The sequence below is a fragment of the Micromonospora sp. PRAS1 genome, assembly GCF_059553435.1.
Map to the genome: position 1 here is coordinate 70,257 of NZ_JCANNB010000004.1, position 16,547 is coordinate 86,803.

Below are 16,547 nucleotides of genomic sequence, written 5' to 3' on the forward strand. Positions count from 1 at the left end.
GTGGTTGATCTTTAAACTGCCGCCAACCTCATGATCAACGCGGTGGTGGGTGGGTGGGGTGGGTGGGTGGGTGGGGGCGGGGTGGTCAGGTGGTGAGGCGGGTGGCTATGCGGGCGAAGGCGGCGCGTAGGTCGGCTGGGTCCGGGGCCGGCAACGGTCCGGTCTCGGTGGGTCGCTCGAGGGCCGCCAGCTCCTCCTCGTCGATGGTGTCCTCGTAGTCGCCGTAGAGATCGGCCTGGTCGACCCGGACCGTCTCGTCCTCGGCGGCCAGCTGCGCGGCGGCGATCTCGCCCCGGATCTGCTCCACCGAGACCGCCGGCACCAGCGGCTCCACCACCGCCATCAGCTGCTCGTCGGCGACCACCGCCTCGGCCAGCGCCAACGCGTGCGGTCGCTCGTACGGGCCGCAGACCACCGGCTCCCATTCGTCGGTGTCGCCGAGCGGGCCGAAGGTGATCACCCACGGCAGATCCAGCATCGGCGAGTCGCTCGGCAGGTCCAGCGTCACGAGTGCCCCCACCGGCCCATCATCGTCGCTGCCCGCCGGGCGCGGGGCAGGTTCGCGCAACGCGCTCCGGTCAGCCGGGCGCGGGGCAGGTTCGCGCAACGCGCTCCGGTCAGCCGAGCGCGGGGCAGGTTCGCGCAACGCGCTCCGGTCAGCCGAGCGCGGGGCAGGTTCGCGCAACGCGCTCCGGTCAGCCGGGCGCGGGGCAGGTTCGCGCAACGCTCCGGTCAGCCGGCGCCGCCCGGGGTACCGGGATCGGTCTCTGCATCCAGGTCGGTCGGCCCGCGCGGGCCCGCCAGGTCCACCACCCGACCACGCCGGCTGGTCGCCGCAAGCGCCGCGCCGAAGAGCACCAGCTGGTTGAGCAGGTACAGGTAGACCAGCAGGCCCACGGCGGTGGCCACCACCGTGTACGCCGGGTTGTGCTCGATCCGTCCCACCCAGAACCGGCCGACGGTGTTGAGCAGGGTGATGCCGACCGCGACGAGCAGCACCACCGGCCGCAGCCGGGCCCGGCTCATCCGCAGCCGGGGCACCGCGACCAGGAGCAGGGTGGCCAGCACCGAGTTGACCAGGACGCTTAGCACGGCGCTGACCGTGGTGAGCGCGACCGAGCCGGTGCTGCGCAGCAGGAAACGCAGCAGCGACTCCAGCGCGTCCACCGCCGCCACCGAGGCCCCGAGCAGTACGAAGACCACAAGCAGTACGCCGAGGTCGACCAGCCGGCGCACGACCAGGTTGCCGGGATGCTGGTCGAGGCCGTGGATCAGCCGCTGCGAGGAGCGGATCGCCTCCACCCAGCCGATCCCGGTCAGGATCAGGATGAGCAGGCCGACCACGCCGACCGTGCCGCTGCTCTCGGCGACCTGGCCCGGGTCGAGGAAGGGCAGATTCTCACCGAGGAAATCCTCCGCCGCCGCCCGGACCTCGTCGTTTTCGTCCAGTAGGGCGCCGAAGATCGCGTACCCGACGAGTGCCAGGGCGAAGACGGCGAAGAAGCCGTAGTAGGCGATCGCGGCGGCCAACCGGCCGCCCTGTAGATCGGTGTAGAGCACCCCGGCCCGCCACAGGTGACCGAAGGCCGGGGACCGGCGGCGTGCGGCGCTCAACCCGCGGTCGATGGCGGCCTCGGTCCGGCCCAGAACGTTCACGTCGTCATCCTCGCCGATGCCTCGTCGGCACGCCCGTACCGGTACCGGCCGGTCGGCCGATCAGCCGCCCAGCCGGAAGTCCCGGCGCGGCTGCCACCGCGTCTGCCCGCTGTGCGAGAAGAGAGTGAAGCACTCCACCTCGAATATCGCGGAAAAGTCGGCCAGATCCTCGTACGCCTTGTCCAACGCCTCCGGCGCGACGTCCTGCGCCACCGTCACGTGTGGATGGTAGGGAAAGCGCAGCTCTCGACGGAGCTGCGGCGCGGCGTTGATCGCGGCGGCCAGCAGTTCACACTCGCTGATCCCGGCGGCCACCGCAACGAAGACCACCTGGGTCACCGGCCGGAAGGTGCCGGTGCCCCGCAGGTGCAGGGTGAACGGCAGGTGCGCTGCGGCGACCCGGGCGAGGTGCCGCTCCACCGCCGGCAGCGCGGCCACCGGGATCTCGGTCGGCCCGAGCAGGGTGACGTGGGCCGGCACCGTGTTCGGGTCACCGGCCTCCAGCCGGCGCCGGGTCAGCAGGCTGCCCCACGGCTCGGGAATGTCGACGGCGATGCCGATCTGGACGGTGTCGCCGGATTCCGCCGGTGCCCCGGTCCCCTGATCCACGCCTCGCGCCACCCCTTCGGCCGCCGACTCGTTCCCACCGCCCGTGCTGATGCGGCCGGCTACTCGCCGCGTACCGGCGGGAAGAACCCCACCCGCTCGTACGTCTTGAGCAGCGTCGGCACCGCCACCCGGCGGGCCTTCTCGGCACCGGCGGCGAGCAGCTTGTCCAGCTGGGCCGGGTCGTCAAGATAGGCGCGGGTGCGTTCCTGGATCGGCGTGACGAACTCCCGGACCACCTCGGCGAGGTCCTTCTTCAGGTCGCCGTAACCCTTGCCGTCGTACGCGGCGACCAGATCGTCGATGCCGCGCCCGCTCAACGCCGAGTAGATGGTGAGCAGGTTGGAGATGCCGGGCTTGGTCTTCTCGTCGAAGACGATCTCCCGGCCGGTGTCGGTCACCGCCGAGCGGATCTTCTTGGCCGAGCGGGCCGGCTCCTCCAGCAGGTCCACGATGCCGCCGGGCGAGGAGGAGGACTTCGACATCTTCGCCGTCGGGTCCTGAAGGTCGGTGATCTTCGCGGTCTCCTTGACGATGTGCGGCGCGGGGACCGTGAAGGTCGGCCCGAAGTTCGTGTTGAACCGCTGCGCCAGGTCGCGGGAAAGCTCCAGGTGCTGGCGCTGGTCCTCGCCGACCGGCACCGCGTTGGCCTGGTAGAGCAGGATGTCGGCGGCCTGGAGGATCGGGTACGTGAACAGGCCCACGCTGGCCCGCTCGTTGCCCTGCTTCTGCGACTTGTCCTTGAACTGGGTCATCCGGCTGGCCTCACCGAACCCGGTGATGCAGCCAAGCACCCAGGCCAGCTGGGTGTGCTCGGGCACCTGCGACTGCACGAACAGCGTGCAGCGATCCGGGTCCACCCCGACGGCCAGCAGCTGCGCGGCGGCCACCCGGGACCGCTGGTGCAGCACCTTCGGGTCGTGCCCGGCGGTGATGGCGTGCAGATCGACCACGCAGTAGAACGCGTCGTGCGAATCCTGCAAGGCCACCCAGTGCCGCACCGCGCCGAGATAGTTGCCGAGGTGGAACGAGTCGGCCGTCGGCTGGATGCCGGAGAAGACGCGCGGGCGGGCGGGAACGTCGGACATGCCGGCAATTCTGTCAGCAACACCCGACCCACGTCATGACGGGCCGGCGGGTCGGGCCCGGTCGACGCCGTGGGCCACGTCCCGCCGCTGTTCCGGCAGCCGAGCCGCGGTGACCGCGAGCCGGGCCACCCGCCGTCCCTCCAGGGTAAGCACCCGCAGCAGCGCGCCACCCGAACGCCCGGCGGGCTCGGCGGGCACCGCCACCTCGTCGCCCGGCGCGGGCAACCGCCCCAGCCCGGCCATCACGAACCCACCCACCGTCTCGTACGGGCCGTCGGGCAGCGGCACGCCGGTGCGCTCGGCGAAATCGGCGAGGTTGAGCCGGCCGTCCACCACCGCCGGCAGGCCGGTGAGCACGGGCTCGGGCGCGTCGGCGTACTCGTCGTGGATCTCACCGACCAACTCCTCGATCAGATCCTCGCAGGTCACGATGCCGGCGGTGCCGCCGTACTCGTCGACCACCACGGCCAGGTGGTGTCCCTCCCGCCGCATCTCGGTAAGTGCGGCGAGCACCCGCTTGCTGGCCGGCAGCCGTTTCACCTCACGGATCAACTGGCCGACCCGGGTGTCCGGATCGCGCTCCGGCCACAACAGCACGTCCCGCAGGTGCACGACGCCGACCACGTCGTCGTGGGTGCCGTCGGTCACCGGGTAGCGGGTGTGCATCCCCTCCCGGACCAGCGGCTCCGCCTCGGCGAGGGTCAGCGCCGCAGAGAGGAAGACCACCTCGGTGCGGGGCATCATCACCTCGCGGATAAGCCTCGCCCCGGCCACCAGCACCTCGTCGATGATGCGGCGGCCCACCGGGTCGAGCACCGTGTTCGCGGCGACCAGATCCCGCAGCTCCGCCTCGCTGATCCGCTCGCGGCCGGCCGCCGTCCCGGCACCGAGCAGGTCGGTGACCAGGCGCAACGCGCCGTCGGCCCCGCGGACCAGCACCCGCGCCACGGCGCGGGCCAGCGGCCCTGGTTCGCGGCGGGGCCGGTCCGACTCCCGCCGCCGGGATCCGCGCCGACGCGCTGCCCGCATGACAGTGATGGTAGCCAGCGTCCTCGCCGTAGGGTGTGAACCACCACGAGCCACGACCGGACGGGTCGGGCGGAAGGAGACGACGTGAAACTGCTCGTCACCGGCGGCGCCGGCTTCATCGGCAGCGTGGTGACCCGGATGCTCCTCGATGCCGGCCACGAGGTGGTCGTCCTGGACGATCTGCGCACCGGCCACCGGGAGGCGCTCGCCCCCGACGCCACCCACGTCGAGGTCGGTCTCCACGACGCGGCCCGGGTGCTCACCCCGCAGTCCGGTTTCGACGGCGTGCTGCACTTCGCCGCGCTGATCGCCGCCGGGGAGTCCATGGTCGCCCCGGAGCGGTACTGGCACAACAACACCGTCGGCTCGTTGGCGCTGCTCGACGCGGTCCGCGTCGCCGGCGTACCCCGACTGGTCTTCTCCTCCACCGCCGCGGTCTACGGCAACCCCAGCGAGCTGCCCATCCCGGAAACCGCAGCCAAGGCCCCGACCAACACCTACGGCGCGACCAAGCTCGCCGTCGACCTGGCGCTCACCTCCGAGGCGATCGGTCACGGCCTGGCCGCCGTCTCGCTGCGCTACTTCAACGTCGCCGGGGCGTACCTCGACGGCGACACCGCCCTCGGTGAACGGCACGACCCGGAGACCCACCTCATCCCGATCGCGTTGGAGGTGGCCGCCGGGCGGCGGGAGAAGCTGCAACTCTTCGGCGACGACTACCCCACCGCCGACGGCACCTGCGTCCGCGACTACATCCACGTCGCCGACCTGGCCCGCGCCCACCTGCTCGCCCTCGACGCGGCCACCGCCGGGCAGCACCGCATCTACAACCTCGGCAACGGCAACGGCTTCACCAACCGGCAGGTGGTCGAGGTGGTCCGCGAGGTCACCGGCCATCCGGTGCCGGTCGAGGTGGCACCTCGCCGCGAGGGCGACCCGGCCGAGCTGGTCGCCTCCGCCGCGCTGGCCCGCGCCGAACTCGGCTGGGAACCAGACAAGCCGACCCTGCCCGACATCGTCACCGACGCCTGGGCCTTCTACCGCACCCACCGGCTGGGTCAGCCGTGACCGGCCGTCCCCGCGAGGTCGCCGACCGCGCCACCGCAGGCTTCCGGCAGATGTACGGCGAACCGCCCGCCGGCCGCTGGGCGGCTCCCGGCCGGGTCAACCTGATCGGCGAGCACACCGACTACAACGACGGCTTCGTGCTGCCGTTCGCGCTGCCGCAGCGCACCGTCGTCGCCGCAACGCCCCGGCCCACCGACGACTGGACGGTCTGGTCCGAGCTGACCGGTGAGACGGTCGACTTCGGCGTCGCCGAGGTGGCCGCCCCCGGCCGGGTCACCGGCTGGGCGGCGTACGTGGCCGGGGTGGTGTGGGCGCTACGCACGGCGGGTCACCCGGTGCCGGGCGCCCGACTGGCCATCGCCTCCGACGTACCGCTCGGTGCCGGGCTCTCCTCCTCCGCCGCGCTGGAGGCCGCCGTGCTGGCCGCGCTTGTCGACCTCGGCGGGCTCGACCTGCCCGCCGAGCACCAGCCCCGGCTGGCCCAGCGGGCCGAGAACCACTACGTCGGCGCGCCCACCGGGATCATGGACCAGTCGGCGGCGATCCGCTGCCGGGCCGGGCACGCCCTCTTCCTCGACTGCCGCACCGAGCAGGTGGAACACATCCCGTTCGACCTGGACCCCGCCGGGCTGGCCGTGCTGGTGATCGACAGCCGGGCCCCGCACCGCCACGCCGACGGCGAGTACGCGGCCCGCCGCGCCTCCTGCGAGCAGGCAGCGAAGCTGCTCGGCGTGACCGCACTGCGGGACGTACCGGCGGAGCAGCTCGACGACGCGCTCGCCCGGCTCACCGACGACGAGACCCGTCGCCGCGTCCGGCACGTGGTCACCGAGAACCAGCGGGTGCTGGACACCGTCGCCCTGCTCCGTGCCGGACAGCCCCGCCGGATCGGCGCGCTGCTCACCGCCTCGCACGCCTCCATGCGGGACGACTTCGCCATCACCGTGCCCGAGGTCGACACCGCCGTCGAGGCCGCGCTCGCCGCCGGGGCGCTCGGTGCCCGGATGACCGGCGGCGGTTTCGGCGGCTGCGTACTGGCCCTGATCGAGGCGGACCAGGCCGACCTGGTGGCCGCCGCCGTCACGGCCGCGTACGCCGACCGCGCCTTCACCGCACCCACCCACACCACCGTCACCCCCGCCCCCGGCACCACCCACCTCAACTAACCCCACCCCACCGCCCCACCCCACCGCCCCACCCCGCCCCGGCCCGCCCCACCCCGGCCCGGCGATCTTGCAGTTTCGGTCGGGACAAATGCCCCGGGGAGCGACAAAAAGGCGACCGAAAGTGCAAGATCGCGAAGGAGAGAGGTCGATCAGGCGGCTTCGACGATCATTCCGGCGGCGACGGTGCGGTTGGTGGTCTCGTCGATGATGACGAAGCCGCCGGTGGTGCGGTTGCGGCGGTACTCGTCGGCCAGCAGCGGGACGGTGGTGCGCAGCCGGACCCGACCGATCTCGTTGAGCCGCAGCTCGGTCGCGGAATCCTCGCGGTGCAGCGAGTTGATGTCGAGGCGGTAGTGCAGGTCACGGACGATCGCCCGCGCCACCCGGGTGGTGTGCTTGATCGCGTACTTGCCGCCGACCTGCAACGGACGGGTCTCGTCCATCCAGCAGACCATCGCCTCGATGTCCTGGGCGACCGCCGGCGCATTGTTCGGCCGGCAGATCATGTCGCCCCGGGAGATGTCGATCTCGTCCGTCAGCCGTACCGTCACCGACATCGGCGGGAACGCCTCCGCGACCGGCCCGTCGGCGGTCTCCACCGACTTGATCCGGCTGGTGAAGCCCGACGGCAGCACCATCACCTCGTCGCCCGGCTTGAGTACCCCGGAGGCCACCTGGCCGGCGTAGCCCCGATAGTCGGTGACCGTGGTCGACTGCGGGCGGATCACGTACTGCACCGGGAAGCGGACGTCGACCAGGTTCCGGTCGCTGGCGATGTGTACGCGCTCCAGGTGGTGCAGCAGCGCCGGCCCCTCGTACCAGGGCATGTTCGGCGAGCGGGTGACGATGTTGTCGCCCTGCAACGCGGAGATCGGCACCACGGTCAGGTCCGGCACGTCCAGTTTCGCGGCAAACGCGGTGAACTCGTCGGCGATCCGCTCGAAGACCTCCTGCGAGAAGTCCACGAGATCCATCTTGTTGACGCAGAGCACCAGGTGCGGCACCCGCAACAACGAGCAGAGGAAGGCGTGCCGGCGGGACTGCTCGACCAGGCCCTTGCGCGCGTCCACCAGGATCAGCGCCAGGTCGGCGGTGGAGGCACCGGTGACCATGTTCCGGGTGTACTGGATGTGCCCGGGGGTGTCCGCGATGATGAACTTGCGCCGGGGCGTGGCGAAGTAGCGGTACGCCACGTCGATGGTGATGCCCTGCTCCCGCTCGGCCCGCAGGCCGTCGGTGAGCAGCGCCAGGTTGGTGTATTCGTCGCCCCGGGCCGCGCTGACCGCCTCCACCGCGGCCAACTGGTCGGTGAAGAGCGACTTCGTGTCGTACAGCAGCCGACCGATCAGGGTCGACTTGCCGTCGTCCACGCTGCCCGCGGTCGCGAAGCGCAGCAGGTCCATCGGCCGACCAGCCGTCTCGGCACCGGCCGGCGCGAACGTCTCGGTCGTCATCAGAAGTAGCCCTCCCGCTTGCGGTCCTCCATGGCGGCCTCGCTGACCCGGTCGTCGCCCCGGGTCGCCCCGCGCTCGGTGATCCGGGTCGCGGCGACCTCCTCGATGACCTTCTCGACCGTGTCGGCGTCGGAGCGGACCGCCGCCGTGCAGGAGGCGTCGCCCACCGTGCGGTACCGCACCCGGGCCTTGAACCGCTCCTCACCGGCGCGGGCCGGCAGGAACTCGTTTACCGCGTAGAGCATCCCGTCCCGCTCGATCACCTCACGCTCGTGCGCGAAGTAGATCGACGGCAGGTCGATCCGCTCCCGGGCGATGTAGTGCCAGACGTCCAGCTCGGTCCAGTTCGACAACGGGAAGACCCGGATTGACTCGCCCGGGTGATGCCGGCCGTTGTAGAGCGACCACAGCTCCGGCCGCTGGTTCTTCGGATCCCACTGGCCGAACTCGTCCCGGAAGCTGAACACCCGCTCCTTGGCCCGGGCCTTCTCCTCGTCCCGGCGGGCACCGCCGAAGAGCGCGTCGAAGCGGTGCTTCTCCACCGCGTCGAGCAGCACCGGCGTCTGGATCCGGTTACGCATGCCGTCCGCCGACTCCCGCACCAACCCGCTGGCCAGCGCCTCCGGCACGCTCGCCACCACCAGTTGCAGGCCCAGCTCGGCCACCCGGCGATCCCGGTAGTCCAGCACCTCGGGGAAGTTGTGGCCGGTGTCGACGTGCATCACCGGGAACGGGATCTGAGCCGGCGCGAACGCCTTCTGGGCCAGCCGGAGCATGACGATCGAGTCCTTGCCGCCGGAGAAGAGCAGCACCGGCCGCTCCATCTCGGCAACCACCTCACGCATCACGAAGATGCTCTCCGCCTCCAACGCGTCGAGGTGCGTGACCTGGTAGGCGGGGGTGACGGTCATGACAGCGACTCGATTCGCTCGCTCATCCGTTTCCAGACCTTTCCGGTCGGACATGTCAGGAAGTAGCGCCAGGCTACCCGCAATGCCGCTGCAACGCTGCAAGTAACCGGCTGGCGAGATCCTTACGGCACACCAGCAGATCAGGCAGGCGCGGATCCGCCTGGTTGTATTCCAGCGCAGAACCGTCGATCCGGGAAGCATGCAATCCGGTGGCCGTCGCCACAGCCACCGGCGCGGCCGAATCCCACTCGTACTGCCCGCCCGCGTGGACGTAGGCGTCCACCTCTCCGGTGATCACCGCCGCGATCTTCACCCCGGCCGAACCCATCGGCACCAACTCCGCACCGACATCCTCGGCAAAATCGGTCAGGAACACCGGCGGCCGGCTCCGGCTGGCCGCCAACCGGAGCCGCTGGGCACCGCCGGCCGGCACCGCCGCCGACCGCATCGGGGGGTACGCCGGCGGCTGGTCCGTGCCGAGCACCCGGTGCCGCACCGGCAACCCGACCGCGCCCGCGACCAGGCCGTGCGGCGTCGGCGCGTTACGCGCCCAGAGCGCGACATGCACCGCCCAGTCCGCGCGCCCCTCCTCGCCGAACTCCCGGGTGCCGTCCAACGGATCGATGATCCACACCCGGTCGGCGGTCAACCGGGAAACCGTCGTGGTGCTCACCTCGGCCGCCCACGCCAGCCGGGAACCCTCGTCCTCCTCGGAGAGCACCGCGTCACCCGGGCGCCACCGGGCCAGCTCGGTCCGGATCAGGTCGTGCGAGACCTTGTCCCCCGCCGACTTCAAGGCACCGGCGTCGGCGAACCCCAACTCCGCCCGCAGACCCACCAGCGCCTGACCGGCCCGGTCCGCCAACCACCGCGCGAAGGCACCGTCGGCCATCGGTGGACTGCTCATGCTCTGCGCTCCCGTCGCCTCGCCACGATCCGCGTACGCCGAGCAGCCGACCCCGCCCGGCCGCCGAACCCGCAGACTACCGGCCCGACCGGCCGGCGACCGACCCGTCACCCGCCGTGATAGAGGTTCTGCGTCGGCTCCACACCCCGGGTGACCACGGACTCCACCACGTCCGCGGCCCGATCCACCAGAAAATCCAACTCCTTGCGCTCCACCGCGCCGAAGTCCGACAGCACATAGTCGGCGGGATCCTGCCGACCCGGCGGCCGGCCGATCCCGAACCGCACCCGTACGTAGTCCTTCGTACCCAGCGACTTCGACATCGACCGCAGGCCGTTGTGCCCGCCCTCGCCCCCGCCGCACTTCACCCGCACCTGGCCGTACGCGATGTCCAGTTCGTCGTGCACCGCGATCACCTGAGCCGGCGGCACCCGGAAGAACTGGGCCAGGCTCGCCACCGGCCCGCCGGAAAGGTTCATGTACGTCAACGGCTTGAGCAGCACAAGCTTCGGGCCACCGAAGCCGAGCCGCCCCTCGGCGACATCCGCCATCGCCCGCTTGTACCGACCGAACTTCGCGCCCACTCGACCGGCCAGCAGGTCGGCCACCATGAACCCGACGTTGTGCCGGTTGCCGGCGTACTCCCGACCCGGATTACCCAGGCCGACCACCAGCCACGGCCCGGTCTCGTCCGTCACCCTTCGTCCCCTCCGCTACCGCCGCCGTAGAGCGACCGGCAATAGGACTGGCGGGGCTGCGGCGAGCCCTGGCACATCGGCTGGTGGCGTTGTCGTCGTCGGCCATGCAACACCGGCATGACCTCCTCCTCCGCCTTGCCACCCTCGGCCAGGACCCGCCTCGCCTCCACCGCCCTATTGCCGGTCGCTCTTACTCCGATACGCCGACAGGCGCCCCCGGCAACCGGGGACGCCTGTCGCACAGCTGTTGGACCGCTCAGGCCTCGGTCCGCGCCTCGGCGGTCTCCTCGCCACCCGCGGCGGCCGGCTCGCCAGCCTCGGCGCCCTCGGCGGACTCTGCGGTCCCCTCGCCGACGCCGGCCTCGGCCTCCTCGTCGGCGGTCTCGACCTCGGGCAGCGTCGCCTCGAGCTGCTCGGCGGTCGGCGCGGCGGTGACCGTGGCGACCGGCAGCTCCGGGTCGGCGGCCAGCTCGACACCGGAAGGCAACTCGACGTCACCGGCGGTGACCTGGACACCCGCCTCGGCGCCCTCGATCGACGCCTCCAGGTGGTCCGGCACCTTGGTCGCGTCGGCGGTCACCGAGAGGGTGTCGTGGTCGTGCACGATAAGCGTGTCCCGCGCCGCCTCGCCGGTCAGCTGGACCGGCACGTCGACGGTGACCTTCTCGCCCCGACGGACCAGCAACAGGTCGACGTGCTCGAAGGTGTCCTTGATCGGGTCACGCTGGATCGCCTTCGGCAGCGCCAGCGCCTGGGTGCCGTCGCTGACCTCGATCGCGAAGAGCTGGTTGGCGCCGCCCTTGCGGATGGCCGCCGCGAACTCGCGGGCCGGCAGGGCGATGTGCTTCGGCTTCTCGCCATGGCCGTACAGCACGGCGGGCACCTTGCCGGCCCGGCGGGTACGACGGGCACCACCCTTGCCGAACTCGGTGCGGGGCTCGGCGCTGATCTTTACCTCGGACACGGGGAAACTCCTGATGCTTCGCTGCGGCAGCTTGTCGTCTGGCGGTGCTGGGCGGGGGGCTCGCAGGGGCTCATGCGTCAGCAGACTGCCCGGAGCACCGCGTCGATCACGGTGCCTCCGTGCGGCGCTTTTCAGCGGCCCGCAGGGCACCCTCGCCGTGGCAACCGCACCAGTCTACCCGAGCGACTTCCCGGCTTTCCGGCAGTCCCCGCACCTGCCCGCCGCGACGCCCCGGACGGACCGACCACGCAGGTCGACCCGCCCGGATGCCGCAACCCTCAGCTCAGCTCAGCCCGCCGAAAAGGGTGGTCACCGAACCGTCGTCGAACACCTCTCGGATGGCCCGGGCCAGCAGCGGCGCGATGGAGAGCACGGTGAGCTTGTCGAGCTGCTTCTCCGGCGGCAGCGGGAGGGTGTTGGTCACCACCACCTCGCTGATCGGGCTGTTCTTCAACCGCTCGGTGGCCGGGTCGGAGAGCAGAGCGTGGGTGGACGCCACGATCACGTCCGCCGCACCCGACTCCTTCAGGATGTCCGCCGCCTTGCAGATCGTGCCACCCGTGTCGATCATGTCGTCGACGATCAGGCAGACCCGACCCTCCACCTCACCGACCACCCGGTTCGCCACCACCTGGTTCGGCTTCAGCGGATCCCGCGTCTTGTGGATGAACGCCAGCGGGCAACCGCCCAGCCGGTCCGTCCACCGCTCCGCCACCCGCACCCGACCCGAATCCGGGGCGACCACGGTCATCGGCCGGCCCGCGTACCTGCGCTGCACGTACTCGGCCAGGATGTCCATCGCGAAGAGGTGGTCCACCGGGCCGTCGAAGAAGCCCTGGATCTGCGCGGTGTGCAGATCCACGGTGAGGATCCGGTTCGCCCCCGCGGTCTTCAACAGGTCCGCGATCAGCCGGGCCGAGATCGGCTCCCGGCCGCGGTGCTTCTTGTCCTGCCGCGAGTACGGATAGAACGGCAGGACGACCGTGATCCGCTTGGCCGAACCGCGCTTCAACGCATCGATCATGATCAGGGTCTCCATGACCCACGTGTTCACCCCGTGCGTGACGGACTGCACCACGAAGGCGTCCGAACCACGTACCGAGTCCTTGAACCGTACGAAGATCTCACCGTTGGCGAACTCGTACGCGTCGGCCGGCGTCGGCGCGACGCCGAGCACCTCGCCGATCTCCCTGGCCAGCTCCGGAAAGCCACGTCCGGAGAAGAGCATCAGGCTCTTGCGGTTTTCGGCGACGATGCTGCCCATGGGCCCGTCTGCTCCCGTTTTGGTCGGTGGTACCCGGCCCACGGTGGTGGTCTGCCGGGGACTATTCGGTTGCAGTATCTCCCGCCTGCGTCGCCGGGCCCACTGACTCGGCGGTGCCGTGGATTGCCTCACCTTCGCTTGCGGCCGAGCCCCCGGTCGACGCACTCTGCGCCGCCCGCTGCGCCGCCTCGGCCGAACGCGTGCCCGGTCGCCGATGCGCCACCCAGCCGTCGATGTTGCGCTGCGGCGCCCGGGTCACCCCGAGCGCGCCGGGCGGCACGTCCTTGGCGATCGCACTACCCGCCGCCACGTACGCCCCCGCGCCCACCTCGACCGGCGCGATCAGACTCGTGTCACAGCCCACGAAGGCCGCCTCGCCGACCACGGTGCGGTGCTTGTTCACCCCGTCGTAGTTCACGAAGATCGTCGCCGCGCCGATGTTCGCCCGCGCCCCGATGGTCGCGTCGCCGACGTACGACAGGTGCGGCACCTTGGCGCCCGCACCCACCTCGGAGTTCTTCACCTCGACGAACGTGCCGACCTTCGACTTCTCCGCCAGCCGCGCGTCCGGCCGCAGGTACGCGTACGGTCCGACGCTGGCGCCCGGACCGACCTCGGCGCCCACCGCGTGACTACGCAGCACCGTCGCGCCGGCGTGCACCACCGTGTCGATGAGCGTCACGTCCGGCCCCACCACCGCACCGCTGCCGACCACCGAACCGCCGCGCAGCTGGGTGTTCTGGTCCACCACCGCGTCCCGGTCGAGCGCCACCGTCACGTCGATCCAGGTCGTCTCCGGATCAAGCAGGCTCACCCCGGCGCGCATCCAACGCTCGTTGACCCGGTCCCGCAGCAGCCGACGCAGCGCCGCCAACTCCACCCGGTCGTTGCAGCCGAGCGTCTCGGTGTGGTCCTCCGCCAGGTGCACGGCCACCGGCTCACCGGCGGAGACCAGCAGCCCGAACACGTCGGTCAGGTACTCCTCGCCCTGGTCGTTGTCCGTGGAGAGCTTGCCCAGCACGTCCCGCAACCGCGCCGCGTCGAACGCGTAGATGCCCGCGTTGATCTCCCGGATCGCCAACTGCTCGGGGCTGGCGTCGCGCTGCTCGACGATCTGCCGCAGCCGGCCCCCGGCGTCCCGCACGATGCGGCCGAGTCCGGTCGGATCCGGCACCTGCGCGGCCAGCACGGTCGCCGCCGCGCCCTCGCCCTCGTGCGCCGCGACCAGCGCACTTACCGTCTCCGGCCGCAACAGCGGCACGTCACCGTTGAGCACCACCACGGTGCCGGCCGCCTCGGGCGCCGCCTCCAGCGCGATCCGCACCGCGTGTCCGGTGCCGAGCTGCTCGGCCTGGAACACCGCCGTCGCCTCCGGAGCGACCTCGGCCAGATGCGCCCGGACCTGATCCGCTTCGTGCCCGACCACCACCATCGTGTGCTGCGCCGCCAGCGGCTCGGCCGCGCCCAGCACGTGGCCGACCAGGGTCCGGCCGAGCAGCGGATGCAGCACCTTGGGCAATGAGGACTTCATCCGCTTGCCCTCACCGGCGGCAAGCACGACGACGGTGCGGGGGTGGGGCTCGGACACGACGTGGCTCCCGTCGAAACACGGACACTCTCGCGGCCATGCTAACCAGACATCAGCCGTCGATCAGCGGAAGCTCCCGGGAGAGGACTCGAACCCCTACAATCAGGACCAAAACCTGACGTCCTGCCATTAGACGACCCGGGATGGTCTAAAACGGGCAGAAAGCTAGTAGCTAGCCGACCCCTACACCTTAGCGTCCCGCGCCCGCGACACCATCACTCATACCCTTCATGATCCCCTCGATCTTCCAATACAGCCGCCGCGACCGTGGCACCTCGACGCTCAGGCAGCCCCGATACGTCTCACCGGTGTTGTGTCGGACACTCGTGGGACGGTGCCGCTTCAACGTGGTGGGCTGAAACGCCTCGACGGACACACCGATCCGCTCGGCCCACCAGACGACCGCCTCCTCGGCGTCCGCGTTCTCGTGGATCGCGACGCGATAACGCAGCCGCTCCCGGCGCTCGCCCAGGGCCTCCACGAACCGAACGAACAGCCCGATCAGCGCCGGGTCGCTGTTGACGAACCGGACCCGGCAGTCGTGCGGCCGCCACGGCTTGGCCTTGGTGCCCTCGGCCCAGTAGAGCGCCGCCCCGACCAGCACCAGTTCGCGGTAGCGCAGGTCCTTGACCCAAGCCGCCGTGGCCTCGACCGTCGTCGCCCGGGCCGCGTCGCGCACCCGTCGATGCTCGCCCCACTGCGCGTCGGTCATGGCCTTCGAGTGGGCGCGGCGGCGCTGCCGTTCCTCCTCCGCGTCCCGGTCGAGTGGGAGGTGGCGCAGCCAGAGGTACGCCGTCGATCTGCTCACCGCCAACTGGCGCGCGATCTCCGGCACGGAAAGCCCGGTCGAGCGGAGTCGCACCGCCTCGGCGCGCAGGTCGTCCTTGGCGTTGGGGCGCCGGGTCCGCTCGGGTGGCGGGACGCCGCGCAGGAACGCCTGGACCTGGTTGCGCCCGAGTCCGGTGCGGGCCTGGATCTCGCGGATCGAGAGTTGCTCCGCAGTGCGGAGCCGACGCACCTCGCTGGCGTCAGGGTCGGTCATGCGGCGCAGCTTAGGAGCAGGGTACGACGGTCCTGGCATAGCTTCTCGTCGCTGTCTGATGCGATCTACCGGAGCCTTAAGTTACGGTGACGTAGCCGTAGTTTCACGTTCCACCGTCCCCTGCGAGGTGACATGTCCACCGCTCTCATCGACCACCCGACCGGTCCGAAACCCCTCACCGAGGGCACCCAGTCCCGCGGCATCCTGATCGCGTTGTGGGCCTTCGTGGTGATCCCGTTCGTCGCGCTGATCGCCGCCGTGCCAGTTGCCTGGGGTGGCTGGTTGAGCTGGGTCGACGTGGGCATCGCCGCCTTCTGGTACGTGCTGGCGGGCCTGGGCATCACCGTCGGCTACCACCGCTACTTCACCCACGGCTCGTTCAAGGCCAAGCGGTGGCTGCGCATCGCGCTGGCCGTCTCCGGCTCGGTCGCCGTGCAGGGTGACATCATCCAGTGGGTCGCCGACCACCGCCGCCACCACGCCTTCTCGGATCTGGAGGGGGACCCGCACTCGCCGTGGCGCTTCGGCACCAACCTGCGCGGGCTGATCAAGGGACTGTTCCACGCGCACGTCGGCTGGCTGTTCGGCCGCGAGTTGTCGAACCGGGAACGCTTCGCCCCGGACCTGCTGGCCGACCCGGACATCCGGCGGATCCAGCGGATGTTCCCACTGCTGGTGGTCGCCTCGGTGCTCGGCCCGGCGCTGATGGGCGGGCTGCTGACCTGGTCCTGGCAGGGTGCGCTGACCGCGCTCTTCTGGGCCGGCCTGGTCCGCATCTCGCTGCTGCACCACGTGACCTGGTCGATCAATTCGGTCTGCCACGTGTACGGTGAGCGGCCGTTCATGATGCGCCACGGCGACCGGGCATCGAACTTCTGGCCGTTGGCCCTGATCTCCTTCGGGGAGAGCTGGCACAACCTGCACCACGCCGATCCGACAAGCGCCCGGCACGGGGTGCTGCGCGGCCAGATCGACATCTCCGCGCGGGTGATCTGGCTGTTCGAGAAGGCTGGCGCGGCCTGGGACGTCCGCTGGCCGAAGCCGGAACGGATCGCGGCAAAGCTGGCGAAGCCGGCGGGCCAGGCGACAGCGTGAGGATAAGCGGG

Annotated in this window: 16 protein-coding genes and 1 tRNA gene; 3 read left to right on the forward strand and 14 right to left on the reverse strand. The window is 71.0% G+C overall.

The genetic code is table 11. From position 1 onward, the window contains the following. Window positions 1–85: 85 nt before the first annotated feature. The 5 genes from AC507J_RS05550 to AC507J_RS05570 form a co-directional block, all read right to left on the reverse strand. Window positions 86–520, reverse strand: coding sequence for a hypothetical protein (locus AC507J_RS05550; RefSeq protein WP_496287971.1), 435 nt, complete (start codon window positions 518–520; stop codon window positions 86–88). Window positions 521–732: 212 nt separating this feature from the next. Continuing rightward, window positions 733–1,656 carry a YihY/virulence factor BrkB family protein gene (locus AC507J_RS05555; protein ID WP_496287972.1) on the reverse strand — a complete coding sequence of 308 codons (924 nt, stop codon included), beginning with the start codon at window positions 1,654–1,656 and terminating at the stop codon, window positions 733–735. A 60-nt stretch (window positions 1,657–1,716) separates the two neighbouring features. After that, complete coding sequence (locus AC507J_RS05560; protein ID WP_496288163.1) at window positions 1,717–2,316, reverse strand: 2'-5' RNA ligase family protein; 600 nt, start codon at window positions 2,314–2,316, stop codon at window positions 1,717–1,719. Window positions 2,317–2,324: 8 nt separating this feature from the next. Continuing rightward, a complete protein-coding gene (gene trpS / locus AC507J_RS05565; protein ID WP_496287973.1) occupies window positions 2,325–3,350 on the reverse strand; it encodes a tryptophan--tRNA ligase in 1,026 nt (341 codons plus the stop codon). Window positions 3,351–3,383: 33 nt separating this feature from the next. Further along, on the reverse strand, window positions 3,384–4,379 hold the full coding sequence (locus AC507J_RS05570) for a hemolysin family protein (RefSeq protein WP_496287974.1): 996 nt from the start codon (window positions 4,377–4,379) through the stop codon (window positions 3,384–3,386). A gap of 84 nt (window positions 4,380–4,463) precedes the next feature. Between AC507J_RS05570 and galE the strand changes: the two genes are divergently transcribed. Together galE and galK are read left to right on the forward strand one after the other, a co-directional pair. Beyond that, window positions 4,464–5,447, forward strand: coding sequence for a UDP-glucose 4-epimerase GalE (gene galE, locus AC507J_RS05575; RefSeq protein WP_496287975.1), 984 nt, complete (start codon window positions 4,464–4,466; stop codon window positions 5,445–5,447). Further along, window positions 5,444–6,613: a galactokinase gene (gene galK / locus AC507J_RS05580; RefSeq protein WP_496287976.1), complete on the forward strand. Its 1,170-nt coding sequence runs from the start codon at window positions 5,444–5,446 to the stop codon at window positions 6,611–6,613. Before galE ends, galK begins: the two co-directional genes overlap by 4 nt. A 149-nt stretch (window positions 6,614–6,762) precedes the next feature. On the opposite strand, the gene cysN is transcribed toward galK, so the two are convergent. The 9 genes from cysN to AC507J_RS05625 form a co-directional block, all read right to left on the reverse strand. Next, complete coding sequence (gene cysN / locus AC507J_RS05585) at window positions 6,763–8,067, reverse strand: sulfate adenylyltransferase subunit CysN (RefSeq protein ID WP_496287977.1); 1,305 nt, start codon at window positions 8,065–8,067, stop codon at window positions 6,763–6,765. Then, a complete protein-coding gene (gene cysD / locus AC507J_RS05590; RefSeq protein WP_496287978.1) occupies window positions 8,067–8,978 on the reverse strand; it encodes a sulfate adenylyltransferase subunit CysD in 912 nt (303 codons plus the stop codon). The genes cysN and cysD overlap by 1 nt, the downstream gene beginning before the upstream one ends. 73 nt (window positions 8,979–9,051) lie before the next feature. Then, complete coding sequence (locus tag AC507J_RS05595) at window positions 9,052–9,885, reverse strand: inositol monophosphatase family protein (protein ID WP_496287979.1); 834 nt, start codon at window positions 9,883–9,885, stop codon at window positions 9,052–9,054. 107 nt (window positions 9,886–9,992) lie between these two features. After that, a complete protein-coding gene (pth, locus tag AC507J_RS05600; RefSeq protein ID WP_496287980.1) occupies window positions 9,993–10,583 on the reverse strand; it encodes an aminoacyl-tRNA hydrolase in 591 nt (196 codons plus the stop codon). Window positions 10,584–10,839: 256 nt separating this feature from the next. After that, window positions 10,840–11,547 (reverse strand): 50S ribosomal protein L25/general stress protein Ctc, encoded by a 708-nt coding sequence (locus AC507J_RS05605; RefSeq protein ID WP_496287981.1) that lies wholly within the window; start codon window positions 11,545–11,547, stop codon window positions 10,840–10,842. A 283-nt stretch (window positions 11,548–11,830) separates the two neighbouring features. After that, window positions 11,831–12,811 carry a ribose-phosphate diphosphokinase gene (locus AC507J_RS05610; protein WP_496287982.1) on the reverse strand — a complete coding sequence of 327 codons (981 nt, stop codon included), beginning with the start codon at window positions 12,809–12,811 and terminating at the stop codon, window positions 11,831–11,833. Between the two features lie 61 nt (window positions 12,812–12,872). After that, window positions 12,873–14,399, reverse strand: a complete 1,527-nt coding sequence (gene glmU / locus AC507J_RS05615) for a bifunctional UDP-N-acetylglucosamine diphosphorylase/glucosamine-1-phosphate N-acetyltransferase GlmU (protein WP_496287983.1) — start codon at window positions 14,397–14,399, stop codon at window positions 12,873–12,875. Between the two features lie 73 nt (window positions 14,400–14,472). Further along, window positions 14,473–14,543, reverse strand: a tRNA-Gln gene (locus tag AC507J_RS05620). A gap of 46 nt (window positions 14,544–14,589) precedes the next feature. Further along, window positions 14,590–15,441, reverse strand: coding sequence for a helix-turn-helix domain-containing protein (locus AC507J_RS05625; RefSeq protein ID WP_496287984.1), 852 nt, complete (start codon window positions 15,439–15,441; stop codon window positions 14,590–14,592). Between the two features lie 132 nt (window positions 15,442–15,573). Here AC507J_RS05625 and AC507J_RS05630 point away from each other — a divergent pair, with 132 nt between their 5' ends. After that, window positions 15,574–16,536, forward strand: coding sequence for an acyl-CoA desaturase (locus AC507J_RS05630; protein ID WP_496287985.1), 963 nt, complete (start codon window positions 15,574–15,576; stop codon window positions 16,534–16,536). The last annotated feature ends 11 nt before the right edge of the window (window positions 16,537–16,547 follow it).